Source organism: Aequorivita vladivostokensis (assembly GCF_000952855.1).
Lineage (GTDB): Bacteria > Bacteroidota > Bacteroidia > Flavobacteriales > Flavobacteriaceae > Aequorivita > Aequorivita vladivostokensis.
In genome coordinates this window covers 302,149-314,766 of the sequence record NZ_JSVU01000004.1, presented here as the reverse complement: position 1 = coordinate 314,766, position 12,618 = coordinate 302,149, and the positions used below count along the sequence as shown (strand labels likewise).

Annotated in this window: 11 protein-coding genes; 5 read left to right on the top strand and 6 right to left on the bottom strand. The window is 42.3% G+C overall.

The window, feature by feature from the left end:
- Nucleotides 1-3 precede the first annotated feature (3 nt).
- From pdeM to MB09_RS08435, 4 genes are read right to left on the bottom strand one after another with little or no spacing between them, the layout of a single operon-like run.
- Complete coding sequence (gene pdeM / locus MB09_RS08450; protein ID WP_045080460.1) at nucleotides 4-645, bottom strand: ligase-associated DNA damage response endonuclease PdeM; 642 nt, start codon at nucleotides 643-645, stop codon at nucleotides 4-6.
- Complete coding sequence (locus MB09_RS08445) at nucleotides 642-3,146, bottom strand: ligase-associated DNA damage response DEXH box helicase (RefSeq protein WP_045080459.1); 2,505 nt, start codon at nucleotides 3,144-3,146, stop codon at nucleotides 642-644. The genes pdeM and MB09_RS08445 overlap by 4 nt, the downstream gene beginning before the upstream one ends.
- Nucleotides 3,143-4,741, bottom strand: coding sequence for an ATP-dependent DNA ligase (locus MB09_RS08440; protein WP_045080458.1), 1,599 nt, complete (start codon nucleotides 4,739-4,741; stop codon nucleotides 3,143-3,145). Before MB09_RS08440 ends, MB09_RS08445 begins: the two co-directional genes overlap by 4 nt.
- Before the next feature lie 3 nt (nucleotides 4,742-4,744).
- Nucleotides 4,745-5,767 carry a ligase-associated DNA damage response exonuclease gene (locus tag MB09_RS08435; protein WP_045080457.1) on the bottom strand — a complete coding sequence of 341 codons (1,023 nt, stop codon included), beginning with the start codon at nucleotides 5,765-5,767 and terminating at the stop codon, nucleotides 4,745-4,747.
- A gap of 178 nt (nucleotides 5,768-5,945) precedes the next feature.
- Between MB09_RS08435 and MB09_RS08430 the strand changes: the two genes are divergently transcribed.
- Complete coding sequence (locus MB09_RS08430) at nucleotides 5,946-6,371, top strand: tellurite resistance TerB family protein (protein WP_045080456.1); 426 nt, start codon at nucleotides 5,946-5,948, stop codon at nucleotides 6,369-6,371.
- Between the two features lie 100 nt (nucleotides 6,372-6,471).
- Here MB09_RS08430 and fbp read toward each other — a convergent pair whose 3' ends face one another.
- Complete coding sequence (gene fbp, locus MB09_RS08425) at nucleotides 6,472-7,476, bottom strand: class 1 fructose-bisphosphatase (protein ID WP_045080455.1); 1,005 nt, start codon at nucleotides 7,474-7,476, stop codon at nucleotides 6,472-6,474.
- Between fbp and MB09_RS08420 the strand changes: the two genes are divergently transcribed.
- From MB09_RS08420 to MB09_RS08405, 4 genes are all read left to right on the top strand, one after another.
- On the top strand, nucleotides 7,459-8,118 hold the full coding sequence (locus tag MB09_RS08420) for a GNAT family N-acetyltransferase (protein ID WP_317619477.1): 660 nt from the start codon (nucleotides 7,459-7,461) through the stop codon (nucleotides 8,116-8,118). The genes fbp and MB09_RS08420 overlap by 18 nt on opposite strands.
- Nucleotides 8,119-8,197: 79 nt before the next feature.
- Complete coding sequence (locus tag MB09_RS08415; protein ID WP_045080454.1) at nucleotides 8,198-9,454, top strand: aspartate kinase; 1,257 nt, start codon at nucleotides 8,198-8,200, stop codon at nucleotides 9,452-9,454.
- A 50-nt stretch (nucleotides 9,455-9,504) separates the two neighbouring features.
- The gene (locus tag MB09_RS08410; protein ID WP_045080453.1) at nucleotides 9,505-11,355 is read left to right on the top strand and encodes a GNAT family N-acyltransferase; all 1,851 of its coding nucleotides are present in this window, start codon (nucleotides 9,505-9,507) and stop codon (nucleotides 11,353-11,355) included.
- Nucleotides 11,356-11,378: 23 nt separating this feature from the next.
- Nucleotides 11,379-12,134, top strand: a complete 756-nt coding sequence (locus tag MB09_RS08405; protein ID WP_045080452.1) for a DUF5995 family protein — start codon at nucleotides 11,379-11,381, stop codon at nucleotides 12,132-12,134.
- 47 nt (nucleotides 12,135-12,181) lie between these two features.
- Here MB09_RS08405 and MB09_RS08400 read toward each other — a convergent pair whose 3' ends face one another.
- Nucleotides 12,182-12,610: a hypothetical protein gene (locus MB09_RS08400; RefSeq protein ID WP_045080451.1), complete on the bottom strand. Its 429-nt coding sequence runs from the start codon at nucleotides 12,608-12,610 to the stop codon at nucleotides 12,182-12,184.
- Nucleotides 12,611-12,618 lie beyond the last annotated feature (8 nt).

The following is a 12,618-nucleotide window of genomic DNA, read 5'->3' as shown; positions in this document are numbered from 1 at the left end:
GGATCAATTTTTCGAAACACAAATCACTTCCCCTTCAACAATGGCATATATTTCGTCCTTTTCCGAAGGTTTTAAAATGTGCTTTCCCGTAAAGTTACCAAAAGCGGGCAAAATAAGGCTGTTAAGGGTTTTATAAAAACAAGCAAACCGCAAATACTGCCTGCCCACGCCCTTCATTTTTATCCCCGGATGCACGTGGCCGCAAAGGTTGAAGGCACCTTTAATCTCGGTGGGATGGTGGGTCAACAAAAAACTGTCGAGCAACAATTCGTCAAAAACCTTAATTCCCAATTCTTCGTATAAATACTGTGGAATAATATCGTGGTTGCCCGAAATCAGGATTATTTCCGCCTTTGTGTATTCCGTCCACTTTTCAAAATCCTGCCATTCCTCGTTCAATTTACTGTGGAAAAGATCGCCCAAAAAGCAGATAGTTTCAGGTTGAAAATGGTTGCTTATCTCTGTAAGTTTTTCAAGATTTTTGTACGCTGCATTTGCCGGAACGGGCGCGCCGTGTTTTCTGAAATGTGCCACCTTTCCCAAATGTACATCGGCGATTAATAACATTTTCTTGTCTTCCCAATAAATTGTGCCGCTGGGGTGTAATTTGAAGTCGTTATTTTTAATTGAAATATTTTGAATCATTTTTCCAATTGCAAAGTCATTTTTTTAATCCGATCCGCCAATTTTTCCGAAGAAAGCTTTTCCCGAAGTCTATCCGTAATAATCGGAAAGCTGAAAGGCGTTGCTTTTTCACATTGTTTCCAAATTATTTTTTGTGAATTAATGCGTTCCAAAGCCAATCGCAATCGGCCTTCTTCCAATTGATGCTCAAAGGTTTCCCGATAGGCTTGAAGATACAAAAGATTGTCGGGTTCATAATCGCGAAATACGTCAAAAAGCAATTGGCTATTGCTCTGCAAATGTTTCGTTTTAATCACTTTATTCGGGTAGCCCTGAAAAACCATGCCGCTGATAACTGCAATATCACGAAATTTTCGACGTGCCAATTCCGTAGCATTCAAACTTTTTTGGAGGTCGTCAAAAAGAAATTCCGAGGAAAAAAGATTGTTGTCAATTACATTTTGAATGTCCAAAACCTGGTCGCTCAACAGTTCAAAACCGTAATCGTTATAGGCCAAGGAGAAGGTAATCGGTGACAGCAAACTAATCCGGTACGCCAGCAGACTGCTCATTGCTTCGTGCACAAACCGCCCTTCAAACGGATAAAAAAGTGCGTGATACCCCTCGCGGGTTTTAAAGGTTTCAATCAAAAATTCATTTTCGCCGGGGACGATACTTTCGCGTTCCTGCCTGTCAAAAATATGGCTCAGCGCCTTTAATTCCGGAGTGTTTCGTTTGTGGTCGGCTTCACTTTGCAATTCTTCCCGCAGAATTTTACTCATTTGTGAAGAAAGCGGCAACCGCCCGCCCAAAAAGCTCACAATTTTTGCAGATTTTTTTGAAGACTTCCGAACCTGCGCCATCATTTGCCGAATTCGGACCAATTCCAAAGTTCGCCCCGCGAAAACAAAGGTATCGCCAGGTTTCATTTTACTGATGAACCATTCCTCAATTGTGCCAATGAATCCACCCGAGACGTATTTCACGAGCATCATACTATCGCTCACAATTGTACCAATGCTCAAACGGTGCATCATTGCAATCTGTCTGCTTTCCACCTTAAAAAGGCCTTCGGGAGTGACTTCCACTTTTTTGTATTCGTCGTAAGCTTGCAGACTTTGGCTGCCTAAAGTGATAAAATTGAGGCACCAATTCCACTGTTCTTCCGTGATTCCTTGAAAACAAAAGGTGCTTTTTATTTCGGGGAAAATTTCCTTTGGGAAAAATCCGTTGCCCACGGCCAGCGTTACCAAATATTGAATGAGTACGTCAAAGCTCAACAAATACGGGATTCTATCTTCAACCACATCTTCTTTCACAGCACGTTTTAAAGCTGAAGCTTCCACCAATTCCAACGCGTGAGTGGGCAAAAAATAAATCACCGACGGCTCGCCCGGACGGTGGTTGCTGCGGCCGGCGCGTTGCAGGAATTTTGCGACGCCCTTCGGCCCCCCGATTTGGATAATGGTTTCCACGGGTGCAAAATCTACTCCCAAATCCAAGCTGGAAGTTGCAACAACAGCGGTTAACGATTCGTTGCGGATGGCCTGTTCCACCCAAAGCCGCGTGTCTTTGCCAATGCTGCCATGGTGCATCGCGATCTCGCCCGCAAATTCGGGATGTTTTTCCAATATTTTCTGAAACCAAATTTCGCATTGTCCACGGGTATTTGTGAAAATGAGCGTGGTTTTGCTGGCTTTTATGATGGGAACGATTTCTTCTAAAAGATGCAGCCCCAAATGCCCACGCCACGGGAAAGTTTCCATTTTCTTCGGAATGATGGAGCGGACTTCAACTTTTGACTTTTGAGTGGATTTTATTAAAACCGAATTCTGCCTGCTGTGGTTTCGACTTCGCTCAACCACCGATAAAGATTGGTCACTGAGCGGAGCCGAAGTGCCCAAAAGTACATCCTGCGCTTCCTCCAAATTGCCAATTGTTGCAGAAATTCCCCAAGTCCGCAACTCTTTTGAAACTGTTTTTAAACGTGAAAGTGCGAGTTCCATTTGCACGCCGCGTTTACTTCCCAACAGTTCGTGCCATTCATCCACCACAATTGCAGTCAAGTTTTTGAAGGTTTTATCGTATCCCTTTGAAGCCAATAAAAGCATCAGACTTTCGGGCGTGGTAATTAATAGATCGGGCATTTGGCGTTTCTGTTTTGCGCGTTCGCTCTGCGAAGTATCGCCCGTACGGATTCCCACGGTCAAACCCGTTCCCAAATCATCTGCAAAACGTTGTGCCGCTTGCTGAATTTCTACGGAAAGTGCTCGCAAAGGTGTAATCCAAATTGCCTTTAATCCTTTTTTGTGTTTCGTTTTATAATCGGTGTTTTCCTTTAAGTACTGAAGCACAATCGGCACCCAAAGTGCGTATGTTTTTCCGCTACCGGTCGGGGCGTTTAACAGGCCGTGCTTACCGTCGAGGAAGGCTTTCCAGGTTTTGTGTTGGAAGGGAAATGATTTCCAATTTTTTGATTGAAACCAATCCTCGGCGATGGAAATGAGTTCGGCTTGTTTCATTTCGGGATTAATGCTTTTAGGTCAGAAAGGGTGTTTGCTTCTTCAATGGGTTTATCTTTTCGCCAACGAAGAATCCGTGGAAAACGCGTGGCAATCCCACTTTTATGCCGACTGCTTTCCGCGATTCCCTCAAAGGCAATTTCAAAAACGTGCTGTGGCGTTACGCTGCGCACGGGACCAAAACGCTCCAAAGTATTCCGTTTTATCCATGCGTCCACTTGCCTAAATTCTGCATCCGTCAGTCCGGAATAGGCTTTGGCAAAAGTTACCAATTCGCCCTCGTCCCAAAGAGCAAAAGTGTAATCTGTATAAAGATTTGCCCGCCTTCCGTGGCCGCGCATGGCGTAAGTTAACACTGCGTCGATTGTGAAGGGATCTATCTTCCACTTCCACCAATCGCCTTTTTTTCTTCCAACTAAGTATGGTGAATCCTTTCGTTTCAACATCAAACCTTCACTACGTTTTTCTCGTGAAAGGTCTCTTTCCTTGGCGGCTTCTTCCCAAGTATCAAAATTCATTGTTTCGCTTAAATAGATACCAATTTCTTCGGAATTGATATTTTGAATCAATTTATCCAAAATTTTTCTCCGTTCCGAAAAAGGTTTTTGGCGAATATCCTCACCCTGCCATTCCAACAAATCATAGGCATTCAAAATCACGGGCGTTTTTTTCAGCAGTGCTTTGGAAATATTCTTTCGCCCAATTCTAGTTTGAAGTGCGTTGAAATTACCAATCTCTCCTTCGCCGAAAGGCAGGATTTCGCCATCAATCACGGTTCCATTGGGAATTACTTTTAGGAAATCCTGAAATTCGGGATATTTATCGGTTACCAATTCCTCACCCCGCGACCAAACGAAAACCTCATCGTTTCGAATGATTACCTGACTTCGGATACCGTCCCATTTATGCTCAAAGCTCCAATCTGAAATGGGTCCCAAATCCTCCTGAAAATTATCCTCCACCGCATACGCCAAATAAAATGGATACGGTTTGCTGAGATAATCCTCTTCGTTTTGCTCGAGAATAAGTTTTTTATAGGTTGTTTTTTCGGGGGTCCAATCGCCCATCAGTTTATAAGCGAGAATGTCTTCGTCAATTCCGGTAGCTTTTGAAAGGGCGCGTGTCATCAATTTTTGGCTCACTCCAATTCTAAAACTTCCGGTAAGAATTTTATTGAAAACGAAACGTTCAAAATAATTTAGCGCCAGCCAATTATCGTGCAGATATTTCTTTTTTTCCTCTTCGGGAAAGGTTCGAAGTTCGATTATTTCGAGGATGTATTGAGATAACGACTTAGAGGTTACTTCGCTGCGCTCGCAACTGGGAATAATCAAAGCAATAGTTTCCGCCAAATCGCCAACAATGTGATAACTTTCCTCAAAAAGCCACAGCGGAATCCCGCTGATTTCAGTTGCCCAAAGCCGAAGAAGTGTAGTATTTACGGGACGTTTTGGTCTTCGATGCGAAAGAATTGCGATGGTCCAAAGTTTATCTGCATCATTCGCATTTTGAAAATACTCCGTGAGCGCAGCAACCTTTTCATTGGTTTTGTTGGTGCTATCGAGTTTTTTTATGAGTTGGGCAAAATCTTTCACAGCTTAATCCTCATTTTCAATTTTCTTATCAATTTCGGCACTTTCCTCTTCGTATTGGGTTTTTTCGGTTCGGGCGTCGTAGCCCAATTCTTCCCTTAAATAACGCGCAAAAATATCAGTATAACCGTGCGTTGCGATTACTTTTTCGCAACCCGTAGCGTCGATTGCAGAAAGCAAACCTTCCCAATCGGCGTGGTCGCTCAAAACGAAGCCGCGGTCAATTGCGCGTCTTCTTCGCGCGCCGCGAAAGGTCATCCAGCCGCTGGCGGAAGCGGTTACGTACGGCACAAAACGTCTAATCCACGTACTGCCGTGGGCGCTCGGTGGGGCGACGATTATATTTCCCTTTATTTCTTCCTTGGAAGTATCGCGCGTTATTAAAGTAGTTTTGGGTAGTTTATAATTTTCCCTAACTACTTCCGTCATATTTTCAACGGCGCCGTGGGTGTATATTTTTCCGATGGAAGTGTCCAAATGTTTCAGCAAACGCTGTGCTTTCCCCAAGCTGTAACCGAAAAGAATTGAGGTTCTGCCTTCACTCTTGTTGGTTGCCCACCATTCGTTTATATCCTTAAAAACTTCCGCTTGCGGCTCCCATTTAAAGGCGGGCAAACCGAAAGTACATTCCGTAATAAACGTGTGGCATTTTACGGGTTCGTAAACCTCAGCTAAGCCATCATCTTCGGTTTTGAAATCACCTGTGAAAACCCAGACTTCGCCTTTATATTCCACTCGAACCTGTGATGAAGCCATAATATGGCCGGCAGGATGCAGGGAAAATTTCACGCCATTTATTGTAAAGGTTTCGTTCCAAGCCTTTCCTGTTACGGAAATTTCACCCAAACGGTGTTTGATTATAGGAACATTATGGGTGTGCGTAATGTATTGTTTATGCCCCCACCGGCTGTGATCGGCGTGGCCGTGGGTAACGATGCACTTATCTACGGGCCGCCAAGCATCGATATAAACATCGGCTTTTTGGCAGTAAATGCCCTTCTCGTTAAAGACCAGTAGTGGTTGCTTCATTTATTTCTTTTCAATAGCAGTTTAAAAATAAGGTTTTGGGTTGATTTTTCTTTCCAATTAAGAAAAGTTTAGGGTGAATGGCCTTTAAAAATTATTGAAAAAACTTGGGCAGATTGCTTCCCATTGCTCGCAATTGTCGTTAACAAGTTTTATATTTGTAGCTTAAACAAACCAAATTATGTCATTTACAGATTTATTCGAAAGCGGGGAACATACCCGAAATTTGGGGCACTTTGCTTCTATAGCAAATATGGCGTCCATAGATGGGGAATTGAACCCAGAAGAGGAAAAAATGTTGAAGCGTTTTGCGCGCAAATTGGATATTGATGAAGATGAATATACTGCCGTTTTAAAGAATCCAGGGAAATATCCGATAAATCCGCCAAACTCTTCCGAAAGACGATTGGAACGTATACACGATTTGTTTCAAATTATTTTTGCCGATCACGAGATTGATGACCACGAGCGTTTCTTGATTGAGAAATACGCCATCGGGCTTGGCTATACCGCAGAGATTGCACAGGATTTAATAAAAAGATCGATTGCAATCTATAGTGGCGGATTAAGCTTTGAAGATTATCGATATCTACTGAATAGAAAATAAGAGTCCTATCTCCCGAAAGGGAACTATTTCTCAAACACAAAAAAAGCTCCACAAATGGAGCTTTTTTATTATTTACAATTTTGGAAATTCTCCTCTGAAGTTAATTGGCTTTCATAAATTCCTCCGCCTTTTCCACCATTTTGGTACTTCCGCAGAAAAACGGAACTCGCTGGTGCAAGGTGGTGGGTTTAATTTCGAGTATTCTCTCATAACCATTACTGGCCTTTCCACCGGCCTGTTCTGCAATCATGGCCATCGGGTTGCACTCATACAGCAGCCTAAGTTTTCCGTTCGGGTCTTTTGAAGTGTTAGGATAAATATAGATTCCTCCCTTTATCATATTTCGATGGAAATCGGAAACCAACGAACCTATATATCGCGAGGTGTACGGACGGTCATCCTCCTCTTTCTGGCAGTATTTAATGTAATCTTTCACGCCCTGCGGAAAGTGTACGTAATTGCCTTCGTTTACCGAATAAATTTTTCCATTTTCTGGAAATTTCATATTAGGGTGCGAAAGATAGTAGGTGCCAATAGCAGGATTCAAAGTAAAACCATTTACGCCGTGGCCAGTGGTGTAAACAATCATTGTTGAAGTGCCATAAACTATATACCCAGCAGCTACTTGATTTATGCCGGGTTGAAGAAAATCCTCAATGGTTACGGGAGTTCCCGAAGGTGTAATTCTTCTGAAAATAGAAAAAATAGTTCCTACGGAAACATTCACGTCTATGTTTGAAGAACCATCCAACGGATCCATCAACACCACATATTTATTGTCGTTCTTTTCGTTTCGGCCTTTTATGGTGATAAAATCGTCCTCTTCCTCGCTGGCAATTCCGCAGACAATTTCACGATTAGTGAGCGTATTTATAAAAACTTCATTTGCAAAAACATCCAACTTTTGTTGATCCTCGCCCTGTATATTGCTGTTTCCCGCGGTTCCCAAAATATCAACCAATCCGGCTTTGTTCACTTTGTGGTTTACCACTTTTGCCGCCAGACGGATGGAATTGATTAATCGCGAAAGTTCGCCTGAAGAGTATTTGAACTCGCTTTGATTTTCAATTATAAACTCGCCGAGGGATTGATTTATTTTTGCCATGGGATTGTAGGGGTTCCTGAATTTCACGCAAATATCGGGATTTTTAAGAAATTGAACCGATATTTGCGCAGGGAAAACCAAACTGAAATCGAAATCGAAATCAAAATCGAAGGTGAAGTTGAAGTTGAAGTTGAAGTTGAAGTTGAAGTTGAAAGGATTATGAAAATTAGAGAAGCCGTTAAAGAAGATATGCCGCAAGTTTTGGAACTCATAAAAGAGCTTGCCGTTTTTGAAAAAGAACCCGATGCGGTTGAAATTTCAGTGGCAGATTTGGAGCGCGAAGGTTTTGGCGAAAATCCACTGTTTACGTGCTTTGTTGCAGAATCGGAAAATGGAATTGTTGGCGCAGCTTTGATATATTTTCGTTTTTCAACCTGGAAAGGGCGCACCCTCCATTTGGAAGATTTAATCGTACAGGAATCCGAACGGGGCAAAGGCATTGGCGAAGCACTTTACAAAGAGGTCATGCAGTTTGCCTATGACCGCGGTCTAAAGCGCGTGGCGTGGGACGTTTTGGACTGGAATACCGGGGCCATCCGTTTTTATGAGCGCAGCGGTGCCGATATTTTAAAGACTTGGCGCGTAGTGCATATGGACGAAAAGGGACTAAAAAATTATATTGAAAAATCAAGTGTAAAATAAATTTGACCACGAATACACGAATAAATTTTTATAATAACATTCGTGTATTCGTGGTAAGCTTTTTATCTATGAAATGCCCATGAAAATATTCAAATTTGGCGGAGCGTCCACAAAAGATGCCGAAAGCGTTAAAAATGTAGTTTCCGTTATTGCGCAAACGGGGGAAAAAGATCTGGTAATAATTATTTCCGCGATGGGAAAAACCACCAATGCCTTGGAAGAGGTGGTCCAGGCATACTTTTCTGAAACGGGCGACGTAAAAAACGCCTTGCATTCCGTATATGATTTTCACTATAAAATTCTCACGGGTCTATTTTCGGCTACCTCGCATCCTGCCTTTGCAGAATTGGACAAGACTTTTAAAGAACTGAAGCGTTTTTTGGAAACCAATAAATCCAAAAACCATGCTTTTGTTTATGACCAAGTTGTTTCCTTCGGCGAAATTATTTCTTCAAAAATAGTTTCAGCATATTTTTCCGAAAACGGAATCAACAATACCTGGCTAGATGTGCGACAGTGCATAAAGACCGATGCCAACTATCGCGATGCAAACGTGGCTTGGGAAAAGACGCAAAAGAAAATTTCAGAAAAAGTCAGCCCCAAAGGAATAACCGTTACCCAAGGTTTTTTGGGGGCCGAGAACAGCAATAATTTTACCACCACGCTCGGTCGTGAGGGCAGTGATTACACCGCGGCAATTTTTGCTTATTGTTTGAATGCTGAAAATGTAACTATTTGGAAAGACGTTCCCGGCGTATTGAATGCCGATCCGCGCTATTTTACCCAAACCCAATTGTTGAACCACATAAGCTACCGCGAGGCGATTGAGCTTGCATTTTACGGCGCCTCGGTAATTCACCCGAAAACGCTCCAGCCATTGCAGCGAAAGGAAATTCCACTTTTTGTGAAATCATTTTTAAACCCAACCGCTCCCGGAACCTGCGTGGGCAAGGGCGTTACGCTCGATCCGCAGACTTCGTGTTTTATTTTGAAAAAGGGTTTGGTGCTCATTTCACTGTCGTCATTGGACTTTTCATTTATGATGGAAGACAATATTGGCGACGTTTTCAAATGGCTTCATAAGTATAAAATGAAGGTTGAAATGATCCAAAACTCAGCCATCAGTTTTTCGGTGTGTGTGAACGACAAATTCAACAATTTGGAGGCATTGTTGGCGAAGCTTCGCGAAAAATTTAGCGTAAAATGGAACGAAAACGTTGCGCTGTACACCATCCGGCATTTTAACCCCACTGAAGTAAAGGCACTTGCGGAAAATAAAAATGTGCTTTTGAAGCAGGAAAGCAAGGAGACGGTGCAGTTGGTTATTAAGGAATAGTATCGTTTGCATTCGTTATATTTGTTGAACACAAACAACCAAAATATTTCATGGGATTAGTCAATGCTAAGGAAGTTGCAAAAGCAATAAACGTCGATAAATTTGGCTTTCTGGGCACTTTTATGGGCTGGTCATTGATGAAGGTTTTAAACATTACCACCCTCAACAAAATTTACGACAAAAAAAAGCATTTAAAAGATCTCGATTTTATCAATGCACTTATTGAGGAGTTTGAAATCAAGTTTGAAATTCCGGAGGAAGACCTGCGAAGAATACCAAAAACAGGAGCTTTTATAACTATTTCAAACCATCCCCTGGGAGGTATCGACGGCATATTGCTACTAAAATTACTGCTGGAGCATCGTCCCGATTTCAAAATTGTCGCCAATTTCCTTTTGCATCGTATTGAACCGCTGAAACCCTATGTAATGCCCGTAAATCCTTTTGAGGACAGAAAGGATGTAAAATCGAGTATTATCGGTTTTAAATCTGCGCTGAAACATTTGCAGGAAGGCCATCCCTTGGGAATTTTCCCCGCAGGAGAGGTTTCAACATATAGAGACGGAAAATTATTGGTTGACAAACCTTGGGAAGAAGCCGCGATGAAGTTGGTAAAAAAAGCCGAAGTACCCGTGGTGCCTATCTATTTTCACGCTAAGAACAGCAAGCTGTTCTATCATTTGGCCAAAATGAGCGACACTTTGCGCACTGCCAAATTGCCTTCGGAACTGCTCACGCAGAAAGAGCGCCTGATAAAAGTTAGGATTGGCAACGCTATTTCTGTGGAAGACCAAAAGGAACACGAGGCGTTGCCTGTTTTTACCGAATTTCTTCGGAAGAAGACCTATATGCTTTCCAATGCATTTCAAAAGAAAAAGTTATTGGACAACATCCCGAAAACGCTGAAATTTCCAAAACCGCCGAAGAAAATTGCCGGACCCATTCCGCTAAAAGCGATGGAAGCAGAAATAGAAAAGCTTCGGCAGGACGACAAACGTCTCCTTATCAGCAAAAATTATGAGGTTTTTTTGGCGCGTGCCAATACCATTCCCTATATACTTCAAGAAATAGGAAGGCTACGTGAAATCACCTTCCGCGAAGTTGGCGAGGGTACTAATAACAGCACCGATCTCGATAAGTTTGACAGCTACTACCACCATATGTTTTTGTGGGACAACGATGCCCAGAAAATGGCCGGAGCTTACCGAATGGGGCTCGGTTCGGAGATTTTTCCGCGTTTTGGGATCAATGGTTTTTATCTGCAGGATCTGTTTCGTTTTGAGCCCGAACTGTATGAAATGATGAGCAAATCCATCGAGATGGGCCGCGCTTTCATCATAAAGGAATACCAACAGCGCCCGATGCCGCTTTTTCTTCTTTGGAAAGGAATTGTCCACACGACCCTGCGCTATCCCGAACACCGTTATTTAATTGGCGGTGTGAGCATCAGCAACAAGTTTTCGGAATTCTCAAAAAGTTTGATGATCGAGTTTATGAAATCAAACTATTACGACCCCTATGTGGCGCAATACATCAACCCAAAAAAGGAATACAAGGTAAAACTGAAAGATGCAGACAAGGATTTTATCTTTGACGAGAGCGAGGCTGACCTCAATAAATTCGATAAAATAATTGACGAAGTGGAGCCGGGAAGCCTTCGGTTGCCAGTGCTTATCAAAAAATATATCAAACAGAATGCAAAGGTTGTGGCCTTCAACGTAGATCCTCTTTTTAATAATGCTGTTGACGGGTTGATGTACATCCGAATAGCAGACTTGCCCGAAAGTACGGTAAAGCCTGTGATGGAGGAATTTCAGGCAGAGCTTGAAAAGAAATATTCAGATAAAAATGGTGACGGTGCCGATACGGAAACTTCAAACGAAAAAGTAAATCCCGATTAATTCGATTTTAAAAACTGTTCAATATGGCTGCAAAAACTATTGATGAGGTTATAGCACGGTTGGACAATATTATCGACGCCGAATGTGCCAAAAACTCCTGTATGGCATATTTCCCTATACTTTACAGAAAAGTTACCGTTCGCATAAAAGAGGGAATTCTCAACAATGAATTCGAAAACAATCCGCGCATGGAAAAGCTGGACGTGCTCTTCGCGAACAGATATATTGAGGCTTACGAATGTTTAGGCAAAAAAAAACCTTTTACTAAAAGTTGGAAAAAAGCCTTTGAAGCTGCAAAAAAGGGAAATTTGTTGATTATGCAGCATCTGCTGTTGGGCATCAATGCGCATATAAATCTGGATTTGGGAATTGCCGTTGCAGAAACCGTGGTCGATGATGGCGAGTTGATGGATTTTGAGAACGATTTCCATAAAATAAATGCTATTCTCGGTTCAATGATCGCAAATGTGGAAGCCAAGATTATTTCGGTATCGCCCTTGTTCGGTTTGCTGGATAGATTTGGAAAAGGCCGCGAGGACAAGCTGGTTAGTTTCAGTATAAACGTAGCACGGGACGGCGCATGGCTTTTCGCCAACCAGTATCATTTTTCACATAGTAAAAAGGAAGAAATAAAAACGCGTGATACTATAATTGCAACGCTTGCCGACAAGTTGATCCATCAAAAAAGCTGGATTTTGAGATATTTGGTAAAAACCATTTATTTCTTTGAAAAGAAAGATGTGCCGCAAATTGTAGCAGTACTTAAGCAAGAGAATTAAAAATTCAGTATTAAGAAATCTTTATAGCCTCTCCAACCATAAAGCCCTTATTTAGAGCTACAATCAATTTTTGCGACCTCCGTATCCAATCCGGATTGGGGATTGTCTCCCGTTACAATGGCCTTATCATCTTTAAGCATAATTGTTATTTCGGCTGTAGCTTCCATGCCTTCTTGCATATAGCGATAGGTTGCGTTGATGGTTTTATTTTGAATTGTCCCCACCAAGGTTCCGTTGCGCTGGTCTTTCAATGCAGGCAGCCAATTGTAATTGCCCGTTACCAAATCGCCCTTTATTTGCAGGTCAAGGTTTAGAACGTCGATATTTTCGGTGCTGTCGGGGAAGGGATATTCATTTCTGAAGCATAATTGCTCGGTAGCAACTTTCACATTTTCCGAAGAGATTTCTTCATTTTTTGGATTTTTGCAACTCACGCAAAGCAACACTGCGGCAAGGGTTGAAAGGATGATTCTCATAGCTTTAT